19 protein-coding genes and 3 pseudogenes are annotated in these 25,292 nt (G+C 41.3%); 11 read left to right on the forward strand and 11 right to left on the reverse strand.

The features are described 5' to 3' along the window. Positions 1-21 precede the first annotated feature (21 nt). Positions 22-561, forward strand: a pseudogene (locus tag CXF95_RS24850) (IS1595 family transposase); the annotation flags it as partial. A gap of 29 nt (positions 562-590) precedes the next feature. Continuing rightward, positions 591-812, forward strand: a complete 222-nt coding sequence (locus tag CXF95_RS24855) for a hypothetical protein (RefSeq protein ID WP_101201183.1) — start codon at positions 591-593, stop codon at positions 810-812. A gap of 231 nt (positions 813-1,043) precedes the next feature. Here the strand turns inward: CXF95_RS24855 and CXF95_RS24860 are convergent, their stop codons facing one another. Then, positions 1,044-2,297 (reverse strand): DDE-type integrase/transposase/recombinase, encoded by a 1,254-nt coding sequence (locus CXF95_RS24860; protein ID WP_101196919.1) that lies wholly within the window; start codon positions 2,295-2,297, stop codon positions 1,044-1,046. 188 nt (positions 2,298-2,485) lie between these two features. Here CXF95_RS24860 and ccoG point away from each other — a divergent pair, with 188 nt between their 5' ends. The 3 genes from ccoG (at position 2,486) to CXF95_RS24875 (ending at position 5,538) form a co-directional block, all read left to right on the forward strand. Next, positions 2,486-3,925: a cytochrome c oxidase accessory protein CcoG gene (ccoG, locus tag CXF95_RS24865; protein ID WP_101201184.1), complete on the forward strand. Its 1,440-nt coding sequence runs from the start codon at positions 2,486-2,488 to the stop codon at positions 3,923-3,925. Positions 3,926-4,203: 278 nt separating this feature from the next. Then, positions 4,204-4,827 carry a thiol:disulfide interchange protein DsbA/DsbL gene (locus tag CXF95_RS24870; protein ID WP_101201185.1) on the forward strand — a complete coding sequence of 208 codons (624 nt, stop codon included), beginning with the start codon at positions 4,204-4,206 and terminating at the stop codon, positions 4,825-4,827. A gap of 102 nt (positions 4,828-4,929) precedes the next feature. Continuing rightward, positions 4,930-5,538 (forward strand): thiol:disulfide interchange protein DsbA/DsbL, encoded by a 609-nt coding sequence (locus CXF95_RS24875; protein WP_101201186.1) that lies wholly within the window; start codon positions 4,930-4,932, stop codon positions 5,536-5,538. 716 nt (positions 5,539-6,254) lie between these two features. On the opposite strand, the gene CXF95_RS24880 is transcribed toward CXF95_RS24875, so the two are convergent. From CXF95_RS24880 to CXF95_RS24895, 4 genes are all read right to left on the reverse strand, one after another. Next, positions 6,255-8,183 (reverse strand): EAL domain-containing protein, encoded by a 1,929-nt coding sequence (locus CXF95_RS24880; protein WP_101201187.1) that lies wholly within the window; start codon positions 8,181-8,183, stop codon positions 6,255-6,257. 395 nt (positions 8,184-8,578) lie between these two features. After that, entirely contained in the window at positions 8,579-9,595 is a 1,017-nt protein-coding gene (locus CXF95_RS24885) for a tyrosine-type recombinase/integrase (protein ID WP_101201091.1), read from the reverse strand. Further along, positions 9,583-10,563: a tyrosine-type recombinase/integrase gene (locus tag CXF95_RS24890; protein ID WP_101201090.1), complete on the reverse strand. Its 981-nt coding sequence runs from the start codon at positions 10,561-10,563 to the stop codon at positions 9,583-9,585. The genes CXF95_RS24885 and CXF95_RS24890 overlap by 13 nt, the downstream gene beginning before the upstream one ends. After that, on the reverse strand, positions 10,560-11,801 hold the full coding sequence (locus CXF95_RS24895; RefSeq protein ID WP_101201089.1) for a site-specific integrase: 1,242 nt from the start codon (positions 11,799-11,801) through the stop codon (positions 10,560-10,562). Before CXF95_RS24895 ends, CXF95_RS24890 begins: the two co-directional genes overlap by 4 nt. Positions 11,802-12,449: 648 nt before the next feature. Between CXF95_RS24895 and CXF95_RS24900 the strand changes: the two genes are divergently transcribed. Continuing rightward, positions 12,450-12,794, forward strand: a complete 345-nt coding sequence (locus CXF95_RS24900; RefSeq protein ID WP_101201188.1) for a PadR family transcriptional regulator — start codon at positions 12,450-12,452, stop codon at positions 12,792-12,794. Continuing rightward, positions 12,781-13,482: a hypothetical protein gene (locus CXF95_RS24905; protein WP_101201189.1), complete on the forward strand. Its 702-nt coding sequence runs from the start codon at positions 12,781-12,783 to the stop codon at positions 13,480-13,482. The genes CXF95_RS24900 and CXF95_RS24905 overlap by 14 nt, the downstream gene beginning before the upstream one ends. A gap of 282 nt (positions 13,483-13,764) precedes the next feature. Here CXF95_RS24905 and CXF95_RS24910 read toward each other — a convergent pair whose 3' ends face one another. The 5 genes and pseudogenes from CXF95_RS24910 to CXF95_RS24930 all read right to left on the reverse strand — a co-directional run bounded on the left by CXF95_RS24910 (position 13,765) and on the right by CXF95_RS24930 (position 17,787). Next, on the reverse strand, positions 13,765-14,529 hold the full coding sequence (locus tag CXF95_RS24910) for a ribonuclease H family protein (RefSeq protein ID WP_101201190.1): 765 nt from the start codon (positions 14,527-14,529) through the stop codon (positions 13,765-13,767). A gap of 392 nt (positions 14,530-14,921) precedes the next feature. Then, positions 14,922-15,263: pseudogene (locus CXF95_RS24915) on the reverse strand (IS4 family transposase); the annotation flags it as partial. A gap of 819 nt (positions 15,264-16,082) precedes the next feature. Then, positions 16,083-16,757, reverse strand: coding sequence for a DUF799 domain-containing protein (locus tag CXF95_RS24920; RefSeq protein ID WP_101201191.1), 675 nt, complete (start codon positions 16,755-16,757; stop codon positions 16,083-16,085). Further along, positions 16,754-17,116 (reverse strand): DUF4810 domain-containing protein, encoded by a 363-nt coding sequence (locus tag CXF95_RS24925; protein WP_101201192.1) that lies wholly within the window; start codon positions 17,114-17,116, stop codon positions 16,754-16,756. The genes CXF95_RS24920 and CXF95_RS24925 overlap by 4 nt, the downstream gene beginning before the upstream one ends. Next, positions 17,116-17,787: a CsgG/HfaB family protein gene (locus CXF95_RS24930; RefSeq protein ID WP_101201193.1), complete on the reverse strand. Its 672-nt coding sequence runs from the start codon at positions 17,785-17,787 to the stop codon at positions 17,116-17,118. Before CXF95_RS24930 ends, CXF95_RS24925 begins: the two co-directional genes overlap by 1 nt. A gap of 498 nt (positions 17,788-18,285) precedes the next feature. Here CXF95_RS24930 and CXF95_RS30925 point away from each other — a divergent pair, with 498 nt between their 5' ends. Continuing rightward, positions 18,286-18,720, forward strand: coding sequence for a Rossmann-like fold-containing protein (locus CXF95_RS30925; protein ID WP_232788029.1), 435 nt, complete (start codon positions 18,286-18,288; stop codon positions 18,718-18,720). On the opposite strand, the gene CXF95_RS24940 is transcribed toward CXF95_RS30925, so the two are convergent. Continuing rightward, positions 18,721-20,373 carry a sulfatase-like hydrolase/transferase gene (locus CXF95_RS24940; RefSeq protein WP_198556696.1) on the reverse strand — a complete coding sequence of 551 codons (1,653 nt, stop codon included), beginning with the start codon at positions 20,371-20,373 and terminating at the stop codon, positions 18,721-18,723. A gap of 551 nt (positions 20,374-20,924) precedes the next feature. Between CXF95_RS24940 and CXF95_RS24945 the strand changes: the two are divergent. The 3 genes and pseudogenes from CXF95_RS24945 to CXF95_RS24955 form a co-directional block, all read left to right on the forward strand. After that, positions 20,925-21,281 (forward strand): annotated as a pseudogene (locus CXF95_RS24945) (DUF1330 domain-containing protein); the annotation flags it as partial. A gap of 163 nt (positions 21,282-21,444) precedes the next feature. Beyond that, positions 21,445-23,655 (forward strand): multiheme c-type cytochrome, encoded by a 2,211-nt coding sequence (locus CXF95_RS24950; protein ID WP_101201195.1) that lies wholly within the window; start codon positions 21,445-21,447, stop codon positions 23,653-23,655. 197 nt (positions 23,656-23,852) lie between these two features. Further along, positions 23,853-25,163, forward strand: a complete 1,311-nt coding sequence (locus tag CXF95_RS24955; RefSeq protein ID WP_101201196.1) for a DsbA family protein — start codon at positions 23,853-23,855, stop codon at positions 25,161-25,163. Positions 25,164-25,292 lie beyond the last annotated feature (129 nt).

The following is a 25,292-nucleotide window of genomic DNA, read 5'->3' on the forward strand; positions in this document are numbered from 1 at the left end:
CGGATCTAGTTAACCACGTCATTATCTGGTATTGTTGAAGTAGATGAAACTTTCGTTGGTGGAATAGTTCATAAAACTTCCACTGAAAATCAACAAGATAAAACAAAATCTGTTGTTCTAATTGCTATAGAGTTATTAGAGCCAAAAGGATTTGGTCGCATCAGATTACGACAGGTAGATAGAGCAACAAAAAAGAATATTGAACAATTCATAAGTGATGTCATTGAACCTAACTGTAAAATCTGTACTGATGGGTCACAAGCTTATAGCTCATTGAATGAGATGGGGCATTCAAGAAAGAAAACAGTTCACCTTGGCTCAGATAAACCAGCTCATGAAACTATGCCTGGGGTTCACAGAGTTGCTTCTTTATTGAAACGTTGGCTATTGGGAACCTATCAAGGTGCTGTTCAGCCTAAACAATTAGATTACTACTTGGATGAGTATACATTCAGGTTTAATAGAAGAAAGTCTCGTTCTAGAGGATTATTATTTTATCGATTACTCGAACAATCAATAGTAACTAAACCGCTCACTTACAAAAAAATCAAAAGTAGATAAACACTACATCTAGTGGTTGGTTGCTCTAAATGGATAGCCCTTTTACCGAATGTGAAAAATGTCAAAGGCATAATGTGACGATAATTGCCTGTATAATTGAACCTGCCATCATCCACAAGATATTGTCGTATATAGACAAACAAGGCTCACCCATCACTGATAACAATACCAGAGCACCGCCAGTCGAAGCTTTAGAGCAAGTTATGGTTGATGATTTCACCATCCAAAGAGATTTTGACTTTGGCGCATGACACACGAAAATCGCAATGATGCTTGAACATAGTATATGTTGAGGCAAGGCCTTTCGCATCTTCCTATCCAGAGTTCAGCACCAAAGGTCTGCTTACTTACTCACCTTAACGACAAATATTTCGCAAATCTCATGAACACCACAAATAAGTAACCACAAACCTACCCGCAAATACAGCTGTCACCACGGGAGTATATTCCAATTAACAAATGAGTCTTAAGTAAGTAAATTTTTAGGCTCGTTTATTCTGTTCAAAGATCTGGTTAAATAATTCATTACGTTCTTTTTGAAGTAATTCAGCACAAGCATTATCTGTCATTTCCATAGCTTGCTCATCTAGTATTTCAAAATGAAAGTCTGCTTTCAAATATGTTTTGGCATTGGGTAAAGATTTTAGTTTTTCATAGGGCGTCATCATACTTTTGTAAGGGTAAGTTTTACGTTGTTTCCCTTTATCATCAGTGGTGACTTCAGGAAAGAAACAAGGTCTATGATAATTGATATACGGGTAAAGATATTTTAAATTAAACGTATTGATTAACGGTGCCCATTTCTGTGGAATATGTGTGTAACCAAACTGTTTTCTTACAATTGATGCATTTTTACTTTCTGCTAAGGCATTATCGTTTGAGTGTCTTGAGCGTGATTTAGTGAGCTCTATTTCAAGTTTGGTGAGTAATTTACACACGTGTTTGTTGATGTATTCAGAGCCATTATCTGAATGAAACCCTTTGATAATAAAAGGAAATGCGGCCATCATTTGCGTTAGTACTGGAATGAGGTAACGCTCACTAATACGTTCAACTGAGCAAACAACCTCAAACTGTGTCACCTCATCAACTGCATTAATATGATACACGCCTTTTTGTTTATCTAGGTCTCCTTGGTGCACGGTATCAATACGAATATAGCCAGGCTCGCCGTTGGGTTGAGGTTTACGCCGTTCGCCAATAGGCACTTGTCTTGATTGTGTTTTTGTGAAGTGTCTGCGTTGTTTTTGGTAGCCTTGAGAGTGCCTCAAGTTATATAAATGTGAAACAGAGATAGTGGCAAGCATTTGGTATTCTGATTGCTCAAACGTATTGTAGGCACGCTCCAACAGCTTTTTAGTGGCATGACCACAGATATCATCATGCCTTGCGTCCATTTCAGCCAGTAGCTTAATATCCTTTGTACTGTAAATGGTTGAAAAGCCGTTAGTTCGGCAAGGTTGCCAGTTAATTCTGCCGACGTCCTTGTATTGTTTTATCAATCGAGTGAGTTGCTGCCGCGAGTAGCCTGTCACCTTTTTAAGGTATTGATTGACGATCCCTTTGTCGGTTTTTTTTAACGTGATATAGCGAAATTTTATCAATGTTTTTTGAATGAATTGATATCGCTGATTTTTATCACCTAAAACGGTAAAGGCGACGGCTTGGTTACCTTGAATAAAGCGTTCAAGCTCTTCAATAGTGGTGAGGTTTTCTATATTCATGATCGCTTGCATCTTATGATCATGAACAGAATTTAAGTCTTTAGACGCATTTCATTTTGGAAACACGCAATTAGTTAAGACTCATTTCATATTGGACAAGGCTGGATCAAGCACGGTAGTTAACATGCTGATATACTCTTAACGTTATCAGCATGTTGAACTCTCAACATCTACTTTTTTTGATATACCAAGGACACCCAATGAGTGAGCGAATTCCCGTAAAAAACATCTCACCCGTAAAAGTACACCGCCCAGATAAAAATAAGCATGATAATTCCTATACTCCTCGCAGCAGAATATACGTGCGAGCGGTCACAGGCATGTTGGAAAATATACGTCGCTTTTTTGGACTGTTTTTTTTAGGCGGTTTTGCACTTCTACCTTGGATACATTTTAATGGCAGCCAAGCTGTGTTATTTGATTTTGGTGCACAGCGTTTTACTATATTTAGCTTAACACTATGGCCACAAGATTTGACGTTATTGGCATGGATTTTAATAGTGGCCGCTTTTGCACTATTTTTTGTCACCACATTTGCTGGTCGTGTTTGGTGTGGTTTTATGTGCCCGCAAACTACCTGGACCTTTTTATATATCTGGTTTGAGGAAAAAATTGAAGGCAGTCGCCACAAACGAATGAAGCTAGATGAAAGAAAAATGGACTTTGACAAGCTGTGGCGCAAAAGCCTTAAACATGTTGCTTGGGTTGGGATTGCTTTACTTACTGCTTTAACTTTTGTTGGCTACTTCACACCAATTGACCTTTTATTTATAGAATTTTTCACTTTTTCAAGTGGTTTTTGGGTAGTCTTTTGGGTGCTATTTTTCACTTTTTGCACCTATGGTAACGCCGGATGGATGCGCGAAATCATGTGTACCCACATATGCCCCTACGCACGTTTTCAATCTGCAATGTTCGACAAAGACACATTTACCGTTGCGTATAACACCTCTCGTGGAGAACAACGGGGACCCAGAGGACGAAAAGTCAGCCATGAGGAGAATCAAGCCAAAGGCTTAGGTGATTGTATTGATTGCAACCTATGTGTTCAAGTTTGTCCTACTGGAATAGATATTCGCAACGGTTTGCAATATGAATGCATAAATTGCGGAGCCTGTGTAGATGCCTGCAATGGTGTAATGGAAAAGATGAACTACCCCAAAGGTTTGATTAGTTTTACCTCAGAAACAGAATTATCAGGGGGTAAGACAAAAATATTTCGTCCTAAATTAATCGGCTATGGCATTGTTTTATTATTAATGTTGGGGCTGTTGGTATTCGAAATTGCATCTAGAAAACCTTTGGAAATAGACATTATAAAAGACAGAGTTCCTATGTACCGGGAAACAGGTTATGGACTTATTGAGAATGTATTTACTTTAAAAATTCTGAATAAATCTCAGCGCACACAACGCTATCATATATACATAGATAATCTTGAAGGGCACACTTATATTGGTGAAGATGAAGTAACAGTTACAGGAGGAGAAGTATTTAATTTACCTCTAAGCATCGCAATCAATCCAAATAAATTAACTCAAGAGTCCACTGAATTTAGCTTCAGAGTTGAATCAGTTGATGCTGAAAACGCCCCAGTGAAGGTACAAGAAATAAGTAAATTTTTGTACCCTGATTTGTGAGTACTTTTAATTTTTCGGAGCTCACATTGCACTAAAGACCGAGTTGTCGATTCTAAGTGATGATATATAATCCAAGTGCTGACTCAACTTGTTTAGAGTGGGATTAAGTTAGGTTTTCTAAATAATGCGATATCCTATAATGGTCGCACTAGTTGCGACCTTTTTTATAACTTCTTAAAATTATTACTTCTATTAACATTGCTTTACAAAGTCCTATCGGATTTTTTGGGTAGCTATGTTAATCTGCTCATAATTCTGAAAATAAGTTGTGAGACGTTATGAAAAAAATATTATTGTTACTCAGTTTGGCTTTATTACTGCCGCTCAATGCTTGTGCTCAGGAAAAGTGGCGAGAAGGTACACATTATAATGTCATTGATGACCAAGCTACTGAGAAAAAAGAAGTATTAGAATTCTTTTCATTTTGGTGCCCACACTGCTTTAATTTTGAACCTATAGTCAAAAACATGAAAACCAAACTGGCTGATGATGTTGAATTCAAAAAAGTACATGTGAATTTTATGGGCTTTACCAGCAAAGCCATTCAAGATGATGCCACTAAAGCAATGATGGTAGCCAGAGAGTTGAATAAAGCAGATGAGCTTAATCAAGCCATATTTAAAAATATACATGAATCCCGCTCGGCTATAACAAGTCTTTCAGACTTAAAAAATATCTTTTTGGTAAATGGTGTAGAGCCAGAAGAATTTGACAAAATGATCTCTAGTTTTGGCGTAAATAGTAGGTTAAAGATGAATAATAAGACTATTCAAGAATACAAGAAAAACGTTAGTAGCGTACCAAACTTTATTGTAAATGGTAAATATCAAGCTACCTTTACTCGCGATATGAAACAAGACGAGATGGTTGATTTGATTGTATTCTTATCAAACAAAAAATAATTACATTTTCGTAAATATAATCAGTCCTTGAGCCAGTTGTTTAGCAACTGGCGTTTTCCTTTTTAACCTCAAAATTGATAAATAAACTTTAAGAGAGTTTTTATGCGCCGGTCATGTTTAATGGTGTTTTTATGTTTAGTTTCATTCAATTCTTTAGCCCAAGCCAAGTGGCAAGAAGGTACTCATTATAAAGTGATCGCCAAAGAGGCGAGCGCGACACCTAAAGTGCAAGAGGTCTTTTCATTTTGGTGCCCCGCTTGTAACGCATTTGAAACCATAGTGCCGCAGATTAAACGCGCCCTACCCGCACACGTTCCCTTTCAAAAGGTACATGTAAATTTTAATGGCAGCACATCTAAAGACACCCAGAATGATGCAACAGCCGTAATGTTAGCTGCAAAAGCACTAAAAACCGATGTGCTGTTCAATAAAGCGTTATTTAATGCTATCCATCAAAAAAGAACAAAAATTGCCAGCAAAGCTGACATCCTTGCAGTTTATGCAGCGACAGGATCAGACACAGTCAAGCTAGAAAAAATGATTTCTAGTTTTGGGATCCGTAGTCAAGTTACCAAAAACGACAAAATTGCTCGGGGTGTAAGAAGTGTACCTACCATCATTATCAATGAAAAATATCAGGCTATATTCACCCGCGATATGACCCCAGATCAATCTGTTGAGCTTATCAGCTGGTTAGTTACACAGAAGTAACAACGCCGGTCTTCGGGCTACGAGCTAAAAGATAAAAGCTTATCACCACAGAGAAAAGGAGCGCTAAGGCTTCACAGAGGAAAAGATTCAACATCTTGTTTGTTTTTTCCTCTGTGCATCTTTGTGGTAGTAATTTTATTCTTTTAACCAACGTCATATCCCCCAAAAGCATATTAAACTGATCAGTTAATTAGTTGTTAGTTAGACAGAATGTGGGAGAACAATAAAGTTATTAACAAAATACTACTTTGAGCCCGTAAATGGGCGAACCTAGAAACAGCAGCAAATTAATAGCGTTGTTAACTTTGGACCCAAGACAACAATATTGTTGTTTTAGAGTCACAAACATTACAATAAAGATGTTAACTTTCTGACTGTTTTGTGCCAACGGTCATTCGTAGGTCTTTCAATGAACGATCCCAAATAGCAGAAAGCAGACGGTCGATGAAATTGACAGTATGACTCCTTTGAGCGAGGAACGGTCGTAACCCAAACTGAATATATTGTTCACTTTTTTGATATTTGTGGATGCTATCGGTCGGAATCCTAGTGGCAGGTGTTCCGACATAGCAGACATACGAACGAAGAATTCCATTGCTGTATTTTGCTGCTAAAACCCTTCAACATCACCTTCCTCTATCCGTCGGCCATGTCCCATTAAGCGGACATACACGACTTCTCTACAAGGTCACTTATGGTGAGGAACAGTCGTCAAGTCAGTTAGCCTGCCAAGAATCATCCGCTTTCCAGCTAGAGATCCATTCTGGAATATCACCACTAGGCATGGGTCGAGCAATGCCATAACCCTGCGCCAACTCACAGCCCAGTTTCAGCAGTGCTACTCCGTGTTCGATGGTTTCGACTCCCTCTGCAATCACGTCACGCCGGAATGCCTTAGCTAAACCAACTACGCCTTCAACAATCGCTAAATCGTCGGCATCTTCTAACATGTCTCGCACGAAACTCTGGTCGATTTTAATCAAGTACGCTGGCAGGCGTTTGAGATAGGTGAGTGATGAATACCCCGTGCCAAAGTCATCTAAAGCAAAGCGTACGCCAAGCTCATGGCATGCATTCATGGTCGCAGACACTTGGCTGATGTCATGTAACGCACTGGTCTCCAATATCTCAAATTCTAAACAATGCGGGGGCACTCCGGGATGTGCTGCCAACAAATCTGCTAAGCGAGTTGTGAAGTTAACTTGTTGTAGTTGATAGGCACTAATGTTGACACTGATAGCTAGGTTTACTCCTATGCTTCGCCACTGGTTTATTTGGCTCAATGCGGTATTTATGACCCATTCACCCAGTTCCAGACTAACGGCATGGCCTTCTATAGCGGGTAAGAACTCTAAAGGTGGGACTAAACCACGGACAGGATGCTGCCAGCGAATTAAAGCTTCTGCGCCTATCACTTCGCCAGTGTGCATATTTACCTTGGGTTGATAGTGCAGTAAAAACTCACGTCTATCCAACGCTGAACGAATATCGCCTATACTTTGCCCGTGTGTCTTGCTCGCATTATCTTGTGCGGCATCAAAAAAATGATAACGGTTTTTACCTGCTTGCTTAGCAACATACATGGCTTGGTCTGCGTGACGCATGAGAATGTCTGCACCTACATGGTCTTCTTGTGAATAAACGCTGACACCAATACTCGCTGTAACTTGCAGTGCAGCATCACCCAAATTAACAGGAGCAGCAGCGGCCTTTAGTAGTCGTTTTAATACAGGCTCACTATCTTCAATGTTTTCCAAATCAACAATGACAGCAATAAATTCATCGCCGCCAATACGTGCCAGCGTATCACCTTCACGTAACGCCTCTTTCATGCGCTGTGCCACTTCAACGAGTAGTTCATCCCCCACATTATGGCCGTGGCGGTCATTGACGGCTTTGAAGCCATCTAAGTCCATAAACGCAACGGCTAATGATTGATTGCGACGTTGACAGTGGTTCACTGCTTGGCTTAAGCGCTCTGCGAGTAGCACTCGATTAGGTAGATTAGTCAATAAGTCGTAATGAGCAACGAGCTTTAAATCGCTAATTTGTCGCGTAATGAGTCTTTTCATTGGCTCAAAAATAAACAACACTACTAGGATAAGCAAAATCATAGTGAGCGCCCATAGCCACGTTTGAATCTGATAAAACGAGCTAACCCGTTTTTGAGCATCGTTTTCAAAGACACTAACAACCAAATTCAAATCATATAGGAGCCTGCCGGTGTCCACCTCGGCAATCCGTTGGACGAGAGATTCTCGCGACGTCAAGCCTTTGATGAAACTGCTCACAACATTGATCAAGGTCTTAGAGCGCTCGTCTAATTGAATTTCACCGAAGTAGAGTGATTTAGCCCCATCTGAAATGTTCTTTACGTTAGTCAATTTATTATGGTTACTGGCAAACGTTGTGACGGCGTCCTTGAGCTGTTTGTTAACAACATCGATTTCACCTGCTTTATCAGTTCGATTGGATAGCAGCGCGATCCGTTGGCTTAACATTCGCTGTTGACCGGATACATTGATAATTTGTGCATCTTGGTCGTGTTGGATAATTATTTTCGACAACCAAAACCAATAAGCGGTGGCCAACGTTGCCAACAGAAATACGGCTAGTAAATATCTAAAGCGGATCGACAGGGTCATATTACAGCGTTAACCTTGAATGCAAACTAAACGGGGATGAGCCTGAACTTTAGCAAGGAATGTGAAAATAACAAACGTTGATTATGCTCATACAAAATAAGTCAACGTGATATAGATAAAATGAAACGTAATTCAGAATTCAAAACAAGCACCTCCCACCGTCCGCTTCTCGCTCATTGCCGTCAGTCAAGTTTGATTAATCGTATGATGATTTTGCGCTCAATATAGTCTGATAGTTTGAATTCTATTACGACAGCTATAGGTCGATTTAAGCCTTTTCTAGACTAGAACCTTATGTCGGCTTTTGGCACCTATGCACAGAAGCTAACTATGTATAGTTTTGCCCGTCACCCCATACGCTACTAGACACTGCTGGTAGCGAACTGTACATAATTTTACAGCGACTGCAGGAACTGCATCAGTTCGTCATCTGCGGGATGATAGAGATGCATTTTTGTATCGGGCTCTTGAAGCTTTGCCAGCGCCTTCGTTTTCATCTCCAAGTTTGCCTCTACGTATCGATGGGTGGTGATCATGCTTTCATGCCCGAGCCATAACGCAATCACACTAAAATCGACACCTGATTGCAGTAAATGCATTGCAGTCGTATGCCGAATTGTGTGCGGCGAAATACTTCGTTTGGATAAGCTGCTGAATTTCTCGGTCGCCTTGACTACTGCGATATTGAGGCGTTGCGATACGTTACCGCGTGTCATTGCGTGTCCAGCACGATTTGGCAGCAGGGCAGCATCCCTCCCAAACGTTGGGTTGTATTTAAGCCAAGCCCGAATTTCCTGAACAGTGCTTTTCCACAAAGGTGTTGAGCGTTGCTTACGTCCCTTGCCGAGTAGGTGTACACAGGCTGCTACATCCAAAACAACATCACAGACACGTATGCCGATAATTTCCGAGACTCTCGCTCCGGTGTTGTATAGCAAAGTCAACAACAAATGGTCACGCTTGGATGTCCATGTATCGCCTGGCTGACCCAGCACTGCCAACATCTCCTCGCGCGACAGAAATCCAAGCATCGGTCGTTCAAAACGTTTCATCGGTACACCCAGCGCACTCTCGATGAAGTAGAAAGAGGATACATCACGCCGTGCCGCGAATTTCAGGAATGAACGTAACGCGGTCAGCCGGAGGTTTCGACTACGAACCGAATTGTGTCGGTCAATTTCCAAGTGATCCAGAAATGCCAGAATCAAATCCGGATCAAAGTCCGACAGGCTAAGTGCTGTCGGAGACTTGCCCAAACGTTCATGCGCGAAATCCAGAAACAACATCATCGCATCCCGGTAAGAAGCAATAGTACGTGGACTCACTGCACGCTGTTTTACCAGGTACTCGGTAAAAAATTGCTGAATCAAGGATGCAAATGATACAGAGCGTGGCGCTATTATTTCAGACATGGCTCACCTCCCTGCATTTGCGTAAACGCTTCAAATTTATTTGCCACCACGGTCATGAGTTGCGGTACACCGCTGAGATACCAATAGGTATTGGTTACCTTTGCGTGCCCCACATATGTGGACAATGCCAGCATCTGCTGATCGACATTCACGCCCTGAGAATGCCAAAGCATCACGCGATTAACGATAAATGTGTGTCGCAGGTCGTGAATGCGAGGGGCATCGTTAGTGCCGCGATTGAGCCATTTTAATTGATCGCGCAAGCCCGCAAAGACTCTATGTACCTGGCGCAATCCCAAACAATGACCTTTACGACGACCGCGAGTGCCCACAAAGAAAGGCATTTCTTCGGTAAATTCAATGTGTAAATTGCGTAAGGATTGATAACGTCTGAGTACGTTGACCACGCTCGGGTGCATCGGCACATAGCGTGATTTGGCGAACTTGGTCATCCGGATAATCAGCATACCCGCCTTCAGGTCAACATCTGTCTCCAGTAAATTTACTGCTTCTGAAACACGTAGTCCTGTCGAAGCCATTAAGCCAAACAGTGTTTCGTAGGTTGCACCTCGTAATCCAGGGAACGGGCCGAGACTACGTGCTGCAGCCAGCAATTCGATGACTTCCTGCTCAATATAGATATGTGGTGCTGGCCTCTGCCCGGTTTGGCCAAAGGTGAAGTCGTTAGGCACTTCTGTAAGCGGTTCAAATTGTTGCAGGTAACGGGTAAATGGACGTAACTTGCCCAGGCGCCGCGCCCATGTCTTGGGATTGCCGCTATTTCCTTTGTCGCACTGTGCCCAAGCGGTCATGACCTCGATGGTCAGTGGCCCCTCTAAATTAAGAGAGTCAACATAGCCTGCAAAACTATTGACAGAATAGCCTACCGAGCGCAGATCAAAACCAAGCCGGCGACGTTCTTCAAGGTAATTGGTTGCGTGCATTTGCATCGTAATGTGGGTAATCATAATGCGCTCCCTGGCCAAGGTAGCGCGACCGCAGCGAGATTTCTACTGTCGAGCTTGGCGTAAATCATCGTTGTATTCAGCGAGCGATGTCGCAGAACATCCGCTACTTCCTTGAGCGAACTACCACCTTCGAGCAAACGATTTGCCATCGTGTGTCTCAGAAGGTATGGCCGTGTGTGCGGCAGACCAGCTCGCGCAAACGCCTGTCGTATTGTTTTACTGATTAGATGATGACTAATTGCCTGATCGCGCGGAGCGATGTTGCGCACAAAAACAGCACGATTGGAGGTTTGTGGTCGTTCAAGTCTTAGGTAGTCGGCAATGGCGCGACCTATCGCTGCAGGTAAAGGCATGACATCTTCGCGGCAACCCTTGGTTCTTCGCAGTGCAATGGTGGCAGCACGCCAGTCGATATCATCTAGCCCGAGATTGGCTATTTCGCCACTTCGCAGCCCAAGACCCAACGCACAATGCACGATGGCCGCAGCTCTGCGTGCAGATGGGCCGTCATGCTCAAGTGACCCAATCAAACATTCGATCTCGACGCTATTGAGCGTCTTTGGCAACGAAGCAAGTTGCCACTTAGCTGGGCGGCATAGAACCCCAGTTAGATGATGGACTGGATCGCCTTGCGTAGCGCGATAGCGAAAATACCCACTCAATGCCGAGATGGTGGGAGTAATACTGAGTGGGGTGCTGCACAACTCGCTCTGCTTCGCGACAAACTTGCGCACATCATCGGGATTCATCGCGGAAATTATCACAGTGTTATTTGCGAATTTATCAAGCAGCAGACGCGCAATGACTCGAAGGCGCTGTCGGCACGTACTTGGCGCAAGCCCTCGAGCATGGCTCATATACATATCGAAGCGGCGTAATTCCTCATCTGCTGGCGTCATGCCAATTGCCGGCTTTTCGATGACTGCATTTGCGCGTAGGACGCTGAGAAGATGGTTGAGTGCAGTTTGTAATGTTCTGCGAACACGGTATACCCGACTTGCGCAGTCGCAATGCGGCAGGTGCTCATAAAGAAACTGATGAACTATTTGTTCATCGATTCCATGAATATCGATTCCAGATTGAGTTAACCAGTGAGCGAAGTGGGCAATGCTGGCTAAGTAATTGTCAACGGTTGTAGGGACGTAGCGACCTTCCGTAAAGCGACGCTTGAAAGCGTCAACGTATGCCGCCAGTTGGCTTTCAAGAAGCCAAGTGGTTGAGTGATAGTTGGGGTTCATTTCAGTCTCCTGAGGTGGGTGGATTACCACTTCAGAATACGGGTAAAACTATGTCAAGTTAATGGGTCATGGCCTTGCCTGAAGCCCAATAGAATAGAGAGTCTTGGATTTTCAAAAACAACAACTATACATAGTTAGCTTCTGTGCATAGGTGCCACTATGTATAGCTGTACATAGTGGCACATTTGCGACGCTCAGCGAATGGCTCCAATGAGCGAGGAACGGTCGTAGCCCAAACTGAATATATTGTTAACTTTTTTGATATTTGTGGATGCTATCGGTCGGAATCCTAGTGGCAAGTTTTCCGACAAACCTGACCTTAGCCGAACGACTCCTTTGCCCAAGATTGCAGACATTCGAAAAGCGAGTTTCAAACGCTGGAATGAGCGAATTGGAGACACTAGTTCTCACTATTTTTTGGGTCTGGTTCTAGCACACCGCAGACTTATATTCCTCTAATATTGAGAATGAGTTTTCTTTCCTTTTATCTCAAAAGATATGAGGTTTCAGCTTTTATAGAATATATCGTCTATTTTGGCGTGTATAGTTTGATATACCTATGTATGCCTTCAAATTACTACAATGTAGTAATAGCTTTTGCAAAGTCTCCTTAAAAAACTACATTGCAGGAAATCTTAGGAGGTAATTATGAATCAAAAAACGTTAGGTGAATTTGAACACATCGTATTGCTCGCATTGTTGCGATTAGAATCCAATGCCTATGGCGCAGCTATTCGTCAGCTTTTACAGGCTGAGATAGACAGAGATGTTGCGCTAGGAGCTTTGTACTCAACTCTAGATCGAATGGAGAAAAAAAGCTTGGTCGTGTCTAAACTTGGAGAGGCAACCGCTCAGCGTGGCGGAAGACCTAAACGATTTTTTTCTGTGACTGCCGAAGGTAAAACAGCGCTCAAACACGCTAAGCGAGCCATGGATAGCATGTGGCATGGCGTTGTACTTACAGTAGGAGGTGAGAGTCATGAACAGTACTAATTCAAGTGAAGAACAAAGCACTGGAATGCCCAAAGTAGCTACGTGGTTATTGTCTCGATTAGCAAATCCTATATACCGTGACGTACTTATTGGCGATATGGAAGAAGAATACACCGAGCGTCAACAAACTAATCAAGAGTCAACCAACTGGTTACTACGACAAACCGCATTGGCAATTTGGGATGGTCAAAATGCAATGGTGAAAACAACAGGTTTTGTAAAAGTATTGAGTATTGTTTTATGTGTACTGACGTTACCAACGATTACATTTTTCGTTGGTTGGTTATCAAACATGCGGGAGCCTTCAGAGCACCTATGGCAGCTTTTGATGGCGGGTGAAGTACATTCCATATTGTTTAATGCCGAATATTGGAGGCTTGCATGGAGTGAGAGTGGTATATCTCACCTTGAACTTGCAATGTTTATTAATATTCCATCCATTCTTTGGGCAATGTTGTTCGCTGGTTCGGCTTATTTATTTTTGAAAAAATCTAACCCGTCGGTCTGGGTATTTAGCGCTTTTGCCTTGGCCTATATGTTGTTGCCTTACCTTTTTGGATATACGTTGATCAGTTCAGTAGATCCTGTTCCCCAATTAGTGGGACCGATTCTGGCCTTTATGATGTTGGCACCATTTTTCACTTTACCTTTGTATGTTTGCTTTTTGTTTAGGCAGTTTTCAAAGTAAAGCTATTTACTGACCAATATGAAAGCTGGTTGATGCCAGCTTTTTCTGCATTTTCGAACTCCATAGTAATTTAATGTTTAATGTCTGCAATATAAGTCCAAAGTGATATTTCATATGGGAGCTAGCGGAGGTCAGCTTTTGGCACATTAGAGCCAGACAGTTCTAGCTCCTTAACCCAATATACCTGTTTTTCCTCTGTGCCCTGTGTGGTTCAATTTCTCTTATCTTTTACTTTCTAGTGAGTCAACTCTCTAGGTTTAAAATGCCAGTCCTTTTAACCTCTTAGCCACGACTCAAGGCGAGTATTTTCTGGGGGGAGATCTCATCGGTGTAGTCCGCCCAACCTGTTACCTGCTGCAATTGAGCTTGTACTGATAAGCGGTCAGCGAGTTCGTTGCCCTCTGTCCCTAAATGGGCCCTGACGTGTGTCATCTGTACCTTTCCGATTAGAGGGCGACTAAGGGCGTAACACTCTTTGATTAATTCAAGGTTTTGTATTGGGGCACTCCCTCCCTTGGTCCAGTTCTTTTTCTCCCAACCCTCTGACCAAACAAAGACGGCTTTAAGGGAATAATCCGAGTCGCTTAGGATTTCCACTGGCTGACCTTTTTCGATGTAGTAGTGGGCTAACTTAATGGCCTCTCTTAATGCGATTAATTCAGCGGTGTTATTTGTACCCTTTGGTGAATGGTAGCCATACTTTAAGGTAGTTAACTTTCCATACTCATAGACCACAAGGCCAGAACCCGTCGCACCTGGGTTAGGATCGCAAGCACCGTCTGTGTAAATCTGTATGGGGAACTGATAGGCCAATACCACAGTTAATCCCTCAGGAGTATTGGCAACTGCGGTCCCTTGCGTAGACTTTGGGGGTGAGGTTCCGGGTAACGTTGACGTGTTCCCAAGGTATTCGTCAGCCTCTTCCTTAGTAGTGAATGATTTGAATGCAGCTCCAGAATAGCCCTTGGTCGATGCCTGACAGGCCGCCCATGTAGTGAAGATACCAACCTTATGGCCCTTTAGTACTGCGTAAAACTTTTTAGCCATTATGCTCCTTAAAACGCGGCATTGTTGTCGAACTCATTGCTTTGAAATTCGTTTGCTTCATCTAGGATGATCGTAACATTTATCAACATTCTTTAATGTCTCTATGATATTGACTAATACAAAAAAAGCGATGACGGCCTCGATAGGGGGAATGGAGAGACTCACCAGTTTAAAGAATGACAGCGACAGATGATCCCAGTCAAACCAGATATGCATAACACCTTGCAAGAGATAATCAGCGGCGATGTCGTTTAGCCCTCGATGTGAAGGTAAGCTGATCTGCAAAATAAGATGGCTGTCACTTTGCCCCTTAGTGATGATCGATCTTGTTCGCAACTGTTCGAGTTGTAATTCGAATATAGCCGCATCCAGTTTGTAGGGGACAGTGACTGAGGGATCCTAAAACCTGCATCAGTGACGATAACGGGTGTTACATTTTGAGGTAACATCGCCTTTAACTTTTGCATAAATAGCCGATGTGTTTTGGGTTTCTCTTTAAGACTCAATGGGTGAATTTCTTCATAAAGCGTTAATGAACGTCCTTGAGTGGCAATCGATGCGCGAATGAGAAAATGCTGCTTACGAGTATCCATGTTACGACCTAGTCCAGTAACAGAAAGTACCCCACCATTAATGGTACTTTCAATGGCTGCAAATAAACTCAATCGACGAATTTTGTGCATGGTTGGCGTGACATCTAATAAATATTTTGATATTAGTTGTTTTACATTCACAGTGTTTTCCGTGATTATTTTTGTTTGGCGATAGATCTGATCACCAAACACTATGAATGTTCACTTTACTTTCTAATTATCTCATTGTTTTTTATGTATATTTCGTGGGGATTCGTCAGGGCCTGCCCCTTTTTACTTAAGCATACAGCCTGAAATTTCAGCAGTGCACCTATTTAACAGCATTCATCTCGTCCAATCCCAAATAAGCCCGAATGGCTCATTTTAAAACTAATGATAAAAAACAGCTCTGCCACTTTGCTTTGTTGATTACGCTGAGATTAAACACTTTAATGTTTTGGATGTTTTGGGTGTTTTGTATAATCATCATCCATTCAAAGCATTGATTTAATTGACTTTTCACTAATTAATCACAATGAATGCCTTTGTAATTAATTGGAAACCATCAAAGAGCTAAAAATGGAAGAGTCTAAAAATGTATTAGCCGAGCTTGTGAAGGAATAGCGAGCTATTGAGAGCAAGTTCAACCAAGATAGTCTTGATAATAACGGTGCTGGACGGTATGGCTTATCCAGAGTTCAGGTTAATTATCCTTAACTCATTTTATCGATTTTAAACTACTTAGCAACGGACAGTACAGATAACAAATCTAACAATCAATACTGAACGCCCTGCGCTATAGAATATACATCCCTTGAATCCATGTAATACTGGATGAGTCGAATGAGCCATTCGCAGTATTAAGTTTACCCTGCCACAAGATACTTTTAGTCAATAAAAAAGCGAACTTTGAGGTTCGCTTTTTATTAACCAAAACATTGTTGCCAATAGATTTTTATGGGGTTAACTTAACCTCTACTCTTATTGTTTTTCGCTAGTCGCTGGTTGGCCATACTTAGCCGAACGGGGGCCGTATAATAATCCATTATGCATTTCTGAAGACAACAGACGTGAATTAGCGATGGCAGCAATGTCGAATCCTTTATCAGTTACTGTTTCTAGAATTTGATTCACCGCGGCTTCAACCAACATGCCAACTAAGCCCCCTCCACTATTGCCTCTTGTTTCAGCACTTGATGATCTAGCCACATTTTGCCATAAGACAGTACCGGTTTTTAAGTCCACTAACGTGGCAGAAACACTGACAACTGTGTCGCTAGAAATCAAAATGTAGCTTGTTCCATATTCTTCAATGGTTAAATACAAAGCCGCATCGGCAGCGAATATTTCGTACAACTTTTGCACTGGCACTGCATGAATATCGTTAGCAACAGTTAAACCATTATTTTTAAAGGTTTGATCTACCAACGCAACAGGAAATACATAGAATCCAGACTCGGCAATAGGCGCAACCATTTGCGACATAACACTATAAGGAGCAATCACTTCTGTTGACTTATTGATGGGTGGCAGAACCAAAATTGAATGTGGATCGGCAGCCCTAAATCCAGCGTAATCATGGCCGGGAGGTGCAGAAACACAGCCGCTGACTAAGGTCATAATCAATACTATTAGGGTTAATTGTATGGCTTTCATATATTCGCCCCTGAAGATTGATTGATTAAAAAATCGATATACGCTGCTGACTCTGGAAATAACGCTTTCTCTTGCTCAAAATGGTTTGTGCCTTGGTCGTTATTGCCGCTTTCAAAATACAGCATACCTAAATGAGCATGCACCCCAGGTGCGACAGGTTTACCTTTACCTCGCGCTTGTGCGATAACCTCTTCTAAAATGGTGATTTGCTGGCTAACTGGCGTTTCATCTGCTTTAAAATAACTATAAACAGCTTCTGAATAATTACCGTAGTAGTACATTGACTCTGTCGTTTTGCAACCTGACATCAATATCGTCGCACAACTCAACACAATGGTGACACTGTTTTTTAACCTCATTATATTTTCCAACTGCCGGTTTCCATGCCATTTACTAAGTTGTTAACTGCTTCGCGGATCGCTAAATCGAGAACTTTACCATTTAGCGTAGCGTCGTACCCTGCAGTACTGCCAAAACCGACTACCTCACGTTGTGACAAACTAAATTCTCCTGCTCCTTGTACTGAGTAAACTAACTCAGATGTATTCACATCAACAATATTCAATGTGACTTTAGCGTATGCAATTTGTGATTTACCTTTGCCGAGCAAACCAAATAACTGTTTATCGCCTACATTTTTACGGCCAAATTCTGTGACATCTCCAGTCACAACATATTTTGCACCTGATATGGTTTGCTCGGAACCAGCAAAGTTTGCTTCACTTGTTAACATTTGCATATTATCTCGGTCTAATACCAAAAAACGATTGGTTTGCTGTAAATGACTCAACAAAGTTGTTTTAGCTTGACTACCTAACCTATCAGTACCAGAAGAAAAAATACCATTTTGGAAACTCGACCTATTCACAAAATTGCCCACCACAATTTTATTCTTTACCCCCGTATATGCTGTGTTATAGGTGTTCACCTTAGGCGTTTCAATAACCTTTGAAGTAGTTGATGTGCATCCTGTTGTAAATAATATGATGAGGGCACTGACTAGGGTGAATTTAGATAAATTTGATTTCATTTTTAATCCTTGAATGAATTTTTTTGGGTTAATAATTATTTAAAAAAAGATGCCAATATAGTTGAAGTTAGGTAATAAACTTGCAACCGTTAAAGCAGTGTAATGGAAAGCCGTTATGTTTTTGCAGGCTGCAACTTATAACGCAGTTTGTCATTAAGTGCTACTGAATTAACAATCGAACTATTAAATAAATATCTAGAAGTAAAACATCTATTTAATATTCCAATCCTAATTACGTCACATAAAAAAAGCCCACTATTGAAGTGGGCCTCGAATATCTCATAACAACTTATTTACTGGGAACAATAGACCTGTCGATCCATTATTAAGTTTGTGACTTTATATTCAACTGATCGTCAATGACAGCTTAGATCCTAATTTCTAGTAAATTGCGATGGGGGGTCTTGTTAAAATGTCCATGATAAAGAGTACTTGTTCGCGTGTAATGAATTCGGTGGTTTTGGTATACTTTGCCAAAATTAGCGTCATTTGTGTTTCATGTACTTACCCAAAAACTGCCGCGTTATTACCATTGGCGATGGAGATTTAAGTTTCTCCCGTGCCCTACTCACCCATGTTTCCCGTGAGGATCTCATCGCAACCACTTATGACAGTGAGGATGTACTAAGGGACAAATACACACGAAACGCACTAGATAATTTATTAAACGCGGGGGTAATGGTCGAGCATAGTGTCGATGTAAACGATTTAGTAAGCATTAACCGCCTGCCTCAGAACTTTGCCGATATCGTGATGTGTGGTCAGGACATTGCAACATTGAAAAGTGAACAGAACAAAAAGGGGCAGTGTCAAATAAAGCTAAATATTCAATGTTACATTCTTAGCTTTCATCTTACCCAACGACATTTTGGTATTTTCATTAAAAAGCCGAATTCTTTTATAGGACCCGGCTTTTTATACTTAATAAACTAATTAGTTTGGATAGTAAACGTACTCGTCTCCTTCAGCCCAACCTTCTTTATCCATTTTATCTATATTGATTGGCACTTCTAAAACTGAGGTCCAACGTGGCTGCATAAGTCCAGAGTTATGGGCGATGAGTAATGTTGTTAGTTGTTTAACTTTTTCTGGATTGGATTCTGCAAGGTTGTTTTGTTCGCCTGGATCTTCAGTTAAATTAATTAACCACGTTTTACCTGGACGTTTGCTTACTTGAAGTTTCCAGCCATCCGACAATACAGCTTGATAATGATCGTGTTTCCAAAACAATGCATTATGTAATTTTCCGCTGGATACTCCTTTGCCATGAGGTATTAAGTTTTTACCATCAATGGTCCGGTCACTAGGAACCGAAACTCCAGCTGCAGCCGCAATAGTAGGGAAAATATCTGTGTGGTGAACCACGTCGTCTACTTGTTCTCCTTTGGCAAATTGAGCAGGCCATTTAACAAAAAACGGAGTACGGATACCGCCTTCAAAAAAGGTGATTTTCCAACCGCGATAAGGCTTATTAATATCTGCCACATTAATCATGTTAGTGCCGCCGTTATCGGATACAAAAATGATCATGGTATTGTCTTCCAAGCCATTATCTTTGAGTGCTTGAGTTACACGGCCTACACTACGGTCTAACGATTTAATCATGGCTGCATAAACACGTTGTGTATGATCTTTGATTTGCGATAGTGAATCATAATCGGATTTCAATGCTTGCAAAGGATTATGGGGCGCCCAGTGAGCCAGATTTAAGTAGAACGGTCGATCTTTATTCGTTTCAATAAACTTAACCGCTTCGTCTGTGTAGTAGTCGGTTATATAGCCATCAGGTTTGAAATAATCTAAGCCATTAAAGCTGGTGGCATATGACATCATCGACCAGAGAAATTTGTTGTAAGCGTTTGAGTTTTGTTCGGCAGCGACTGAATTAGGATCGTCCGCTGGTAAATACAAACCACTTGCCATGAGTAATGCATCATCAAATCCTTGCTGGTGTGGCAACATGCCTTCGCCACGGCCAAGATGCCATTTGCCTATGTGGCCAGTTTGATACCCTGCATCCTTTAACATCTCGGCGATGGTAATTTCGCTATTGGGCATACCCAACTCTTCAAACGGTAGACGGTCATCTTCGCCTCTAAAAATCATCGGTGGGGCAAACTCTGTCTGCTCGGTTAATGCATTCATGACAGTCGACATGCCATCTGGTACGGGGGTTGATTCAAAACCAAAACGTGAGCCATAACGCCCCGTCATAATGGCAGCTCGAGACGGGGCACAGGTACCATCTGCGGTATAGCCCTGGGTAAAGTTAACACCGTTTTGAGCAAGTTCATTAATGTTTGGGGTTTGCAGTGCGCCATTAGCGACACCACCGCCATTGAGGCTGATGTCGTTCCAACCTAAGTCGTCGGCTATGATAAGAATAATGTTAGGTTTACGTTGTATGGCAGGAGTCACGGCTAAATCAGCTGGTTGAGGTGTCCACAGGATCTCTCTATGTTCCGCTACGGGATGTTTCAGTTTATTTATAATGCCCGGGGCATGTAAAATAATTTGCTTTTGCATGATAGCGCCGATACCGACAATGAGTACTAAGGTAATACCTGTCCATTTTAAAAATTTCATATCGAACTCTCCTTATATTGTAAATTATGGCACTTCATCTAGATGAGTGATTGGAGTACTTGGCGATAATTATATTGGTCTCAATGCTCAGCAATGACATCAAGACTGACTTCACTTTCGACTTCGATGGTCTGATATAGCCAAGCAGATGCTGATGAGCAGTTCGAGACGTGTCGATAGATTAGTTATGTGTTCGCATTATGTGATCGCGTTATATGTTCGCATTATGCATTGTCATTCAGCGTGCCAATAAAGTCAATTTGATTTATTATTAGCTATAATACATTGTCAATGTGTGGCTCACAGAGTGGTATGACTCAGCAATACTAATTTTCACATGCCCTTTGATTTATATTGGTATCATCCATTTATTTCGGGTGAGCAGTGTTCCCCAAATCTCCTAAATCATTCACATTCTCTCACTCAAAAAATGGAGGCATTTAACATTTAAATAATATGGCATATACTATGACTAAATAAGAATAGTGGTATGTTGTGTTTAGTGAGGTGACGTTGAAGATACTAAGACAGCAAAGAGAAAATCAAAAGCTTATGAGACTTATAGCAAAGCAGTCACTCCACTAATCTTTGAAGTAGGTGGCTCTCCAATTTGGAGAGGCCGCGTCAAGACAACCGTGATCGGCCCTTCTAAGGAACAGTGGGATGATGCAATTTTGGTGTATTATCCGTCACGCCAAGCATTTATTAATATGATAAAAACTCAAGATTATAATGACATTCGTTTTCTCCGAGACGCAGGTCTTTTAGACTCAAGGTTAATTGAAACACATCCCACTTTTCTTCCCAAAACGCTAATAAAGGTTATTTGCTTGATTCAACGTATCAAGGGCAAGTTTAAAACTCGCCAGCTCAGTGAAACCTTTAAGAATATGGAGGGTATTAACTGATAGAGTAATAATCTAAAAGAGGGCTAACATTGCTTTTTTTATATTCATGAATCTTAGGGTTTAAATGTGAACACCTAATGCAATAGGCCGAATAGCAATTATGATATTACAAGCAAATGTTACCCATCTACTTCACTCTATTGCAAACAAGGTAGGCTAGGAGATGTTGCGATTAGGTTTTTTACTACTAAGTTGTATATTTCTGACGGCCTGTTCTGAGCAGAAACCATTAGAGGCCCTGCCTCAAACTTTAAAACTCAATGAATTTGTCGGCAGTGAGACTTGCGGCCAGTGTCATCAAATGGAATTCAATGCTTGGCAAGGCACTCATCATCAATTGGCAATGGGGGAAGCCACTACCGATTCGGTATTAGGAAACTTTGATAATGTTTCCGTCAATATTGGCGATCGTTCAGCTCGTTTTTTTGAACAAAAAAATCGATTTCATGTCACCACAGACAATGGGCAAGGAAACAATGAAACCTTTGTTATATCTGACACATTTGGTATCGACCCTATTCAGCAATATTTGATTACTTTTGATGATGGTCGAAAGCAGGTTCTTGATTTTTCTTGGGATACGCGGCCAGTTTCAGAAGGTGGGCAGCGCTGGATGATCCCTAATATTAATCATGACTCATCTGGTGAGCCTATTACGTCTGAATTTCATTGGACTAGCAGTGCATACAATTGGAACAGTCGTTGTGCTTCATGTCATACAACGGGCTATAAAAAACAATATGATGTCTCAAGTAATACTTATAATAGCCAATTCTCTGAAATTAATGTGTCGTGCGAGGCCTGTCATGGGCAAGGTTTGCAGCATGTGAATTGGGCTGAAGGAAAAACCCCACTAGGCGCAGATGTAAACAAGGGATTTGATCAGATCATTAAGGATTCAGGTCGTTGGCAGTATGTCCAAGATAATTTAGAAAGAAGCGGTAAAGGGCAAGCTTTGCACTTTGAAATGGCGCCAAATACTAAGACACGTCAAAATAAACTTGCCCATCAACAGGTCGATGTTTGTGCAAAATGTCATTCGCGTCGGATGCAATTTTCAGATAGTTATTCAACAGAATTATTTACCGATAAATACCTACCTATGTTGATTGAACCGGCTCTTTATCACAGTGATGGCCAAATTAAAGATGAGGTTTTTGTTTGGGGATCCTTTAAACAAAGCAAGATGGCTATGGCTGGGGTCACCTGCAGCAATTGTCATGACAGTCATAGTTTAAAATTAAAAGTGCAAGGCAACGGCTTATGCACACAATGCCATGAATCTTCTGAATATGACTTACCCAAACATCATCACCATCCTGTAAAATCAGAGGGTGCCCAGTGTGTCAATTGTCATATGCCTGCGAACATGTATATGAGTATTGATCCTCGCCGTGATCATAGTTTCAAGATCCCTACGCCGGGTCTCAGTGCGCAGGTTGATGCACCCAATGCCTGTAATAATTGCCATCAAAAAGAAACAGTCGATTGGGCCGATACACACCTACTCAATTGGTTTGGTAAGCATTCAAAATCACTTCTACCGCGGTTTTCGCAAGTCATGGAAGATAAAAATACCAACACGTTAATCGAGATTGCAAGTGACCTAAGTCATGCCCCCATCGTTCGGGGCTCTGCGTTGATAAGAATTGATCAGCATTCTCAAGAAAGTTTAAAGGCCATCGCGAATGCATTAAAAGAAGAGTCAGAATTAATTCGACTTGGTGCCATTCGCCGTTTAGACACTTTGCCACCTCAGTTAAGATTAAAATTACTAGAGCCTCATTTGGATGAGGCCTCTAATGCTGTAAAACTTGAAATGGCCCGAGTATTATCGCCCCTTAATCTTCAACAATTACCCACACAACTAGCCAATAAAATTCATGTTTTATTTGAATTTTTTATTACGGCTATTAGCTATAACGCAGATACCCCTGAAAATCAGTTGGTTTTAGGGGATTTTTATTTTGCGCAAGGACAACACCAGGCATCATTAAAAGCTTATCGACATGCATTGAAATTAGAGCCACATAATGAACATGGGTTACTCAATTTGGCCGACTTGTATCGGGCATTAGGACGTGACAGTGAAAGTGAGTCTCTCCTTAAAATGGCCATTCAAAGCCACCCAAATTCAGCATCTGCTCACTATGCTATGGGCCTTTATTTCATTAGAACTCAGTCCTTTAATGATGCGCTTATTCATTTACAGTTAAGTACTCGTCTGTTACCTAATAATCCTGTTTATATTTACGCCTATGTTTTGACACTCAAGACCACGGGTAAAATTTCAGAGGCTCATTCTTTACTTGAGCAATGGATGGTTACACATGATCCAGACGCTCAATTGCTTCAGCTCAAAAATAGTTTTTAATTGCTTTTTCTATAATGGATCTACTTTATTATCTGGGGTTGCTGTATACCGATGATAAATGATATTTTATTTAAGCTAAGTATTGGCATGTATCGTGGCAATATGTGGCATTGTTTCATTATTAAGCGATCTAATCGAAGAATTTACTTTATGCTTAAATGGAAGAGGGTGATACCGATGTTATCTGGCCAAACTAAATGAAAAAAGCTGTGATGCCATACGTTTTAACTGCGGTTTCAAGTGACACGATACGTGATATAAAACGACAGGTGTATTTAGCGAAGAGAAAATTACAAGGGCAACCAGCGACCCTTCATATATTTCTAAAATCAGATGATCCATATAGCTACTTACTGTTACAAGCCTTACCTTCTATTGAAAAGCGTTTTAAGGTGATTTTGAAATTTCATGTGTTTCAAAAAATAGACAGCGAAATGTTTCCACGCCTTGATATGTGGCTGGACTATACAAAACACGACGCTTGTCACTTAGCTAAACTTTATGATTTTTCTTTTCCGAGTAAAGATGAGCTGCCCACCATCGATAAAGAAATAACAAATAAGCTAGCACTTTATTTGGTCAATATTGAAACCGATGAAGCATTTATATCGAAAGCGATACGGTGCTTAGAGGAGTATTGGTTTCAAGGCATATCTCCAGCTATAGAAGATGTTTTGGTTAAAAAAAATCGACTGAAATTGACTGAAAATTTTGACCTTCTCACTAAGCGTGGTCATTACCTAGGTGCCATGATAAATTTTGAAGGTGAGTGGTATTGGGGTCTTGATCGTCTGGATCATCTAGAAAAACGCTTGATTGGTCTTGCAAGGACCCATGGTAAAAAAGAAAGCATACACTTCGATCGCACCTATGAAGGATTTTGCAAAGCATCTTCATCAGATATGGCTGGCGATAATCAAATGCCTTTGATTCTTTATTGGTCTGCTCGAAGTCCTTATTCATACATTGCTTTAGAGCGTGCAATTATGCTCTGTGCACACTACAAAATACCCTTACTGATCAAACCTGTATTACCGATGATGATGCGGGGTATGAATGTTCCTGATACAAAAAAAATCTATATCTTTTTAGATACCAAACGAGAAGCTTCGAAACTAGGTTTACCTTATGGCTGTGTGGCCGACCCATTAGGTGCTGCAGTGGAGCGTTGTTACTCACTGATCCAGTATGCAAAATCCGAAGGTAAGTACCATGACTTTCTATTGAGCTTTGCCAGAGGAGTGAATTCACAAGGCATCAGGGCTGAAACGGATCGAGGAATGAAAACTATCGTCACACGCTGTGGGCTGGATTGGAACACAGCGAAACTTAAGCTGAAAGATCAAAGTTGGCGTGTATGGGCTGATAAAAATCTAGATGAAATGTATGCGGTTGGATGTTGGGGAGTGCCAACTATATGTTATGGCGACTCTCACTTCTGGGGGCAGGATAGATTTGGCATCATGGAAAATTACGTCCTAAAAAGACAGACGAAGTTCAAAAAATAATAACTCGATATATAAAGTTGCGTGCATAGTAATGGCATACAGTATGACCAAATAAGTTGATCCTAGATATTGTTGCGAGTAAACTTCAATTATTAATGATTTTAGGTGCTAAGTATCGGCGGCAAATCG

The organism is Paraglaciecola sp. MB-3u-78 (assembly GCF_002835935.1).
In the GTDB taxonomy this organism is placed as follows: Bacteria; Pseudomonadota; Gammaproteobacteria; order Enterobacterales; family Alteromonadaceae; genus Paraglaciecola.

Excerpts from the sequence above, each read along its gene's own strand:
- CXF95_RS24855 (WP_101201183.1), top strand. The coding sequence starts at position 591 with ATGGATAGCCCTTTTACCGAATGTGAAAAATGTCAAAGGCATAATGTG.
- CXF95_RS24860 (WP_101196919.1), bottom strand. The coding sequence starts at position 2,297 with ATGCAAGCGATCATGAATATAGAAAACCTCACCACTATTGAAGAGCTT.
- ccoG (WP_101201184.1), top strand. The coding sequence starts at position 2,486 with ATGAGTGAGCGAATTCCCGTAAAAAACATCTCACCCGTAAAAGTACAC.
- CXF95_RS24870 (WP_101201185.1), top strand. The coding sequence starts at position 4,204 with ATGAAAAAAATATTATTGTTACTCAGTTTGGCTTTATTACTGCCGCTC.
- CXF95_RS24875 (WP_101201186.1), top strand. The coding sequence starts at position 4,930 with ATGCGCCGGTCATGTTTAATGGTGTTTTTATGTTTAGTTTCATTCAAT.
- CXF95_RS24880 (WP_101201187.1), bottom strand. The coding sequence starts at position 8,183 with ATGACCCTGTCGATCCGCTTTAGATATTTACTAGCCGTATTTCTGTTG.
- CXF95_RS24885 (WP_101201091.1), bottom strand. The coding sequence starts at position 9,595 with ATGTCTGAAATAATAGCGCCACGCTCTGTATCATTTGCATCCTTGATT.
- CXF95_RS24890 (WP_101201090.1), bottom strand. The coding sequence starts at position 10,563 with ATGATTACCCACATTACGATGCAAATGCACGCAACCAATTACCTTGAA.
- CXF95_RS24895 (WP_101201089.1), bottom strand. The coding sequence starts at position 11,801 with ATGAACCCCAACTATCACTCAACCACTTGGCTTCTTGAAAGCCAACTG.
- CXF95_RS24900 (WP_101201188.1), top strand. The coding sequence starts at position 12,450 with ATGAATCAAAAAACGTTAGGTGAATTTGAACACATCGTATTGCTCGCA.
- CXF95_RS24905 (WP_101201189.1), top strand. The coding sequence starts at position 12,781 with ATGAACAGTACTAATTCAAGTGAAGAACAAAGCACTGGAATGCCCAAA.
- CXF95_RS24910 (WP_101201190.1), bottom strand. The coding sequence starts at position 14,529 with ATGGCTAAAAAGTTTTACGCAGTACTAAAGGGCCATAAGGTTGGTATC.
- CXF95_RS24920 (WP_101201191.1), bottom strand. The coding sequence starts at position 16,757 with ATGAAAGCCATACAATTAACCCTAATAGTATTGATTATGACCTTAGTC.
- CXF95_RS24925 (WP_101201192.1), bottom strand. The coding sequence starts at position 17,116 with ATGAGGTTAAAAAACAGTGTCACCATTGTGTTGAGTTGTGCGACGATA.
- CXF95_RS24930 (WP_101201193.1), bottom strand. The coding sequence starts at position 17,787 with ATGAAATCAAATTTATCTAAATTCACCCTAGTCAGTGCCCTCATCATA.
- CXF95_RS30925 (WP_232788029.1), top strand. The coding sequence starts at position 18,286 with ATGTACTTACCCAAAAACTGCCGCGTTATTACCATTGGCGATGGAGAT.
- CXF95_RS24940 (WP_198556696.1), bottom strand. The coding sequence starts at position 20,373 with ATGAAATTTTTAAAATGGACAGGTATTACCTTAGTACTCATTGTCGGT.
- CXF95_RS24950 (WP_101201195.1), top strand. The coding sequence starts at position 21,445 with ATGTTGCGATTAGGTTTTTTACTACTAAGTTGTATATTTCTGACGGCC.
- CXF95_RS24955 (WP_101201196.1), top strand. The coding sequence starts at position 23,853 with ATGAAAAAAGCTGTGATGCCATACGTTTTAACTGCGGTTTCAAGTGAC.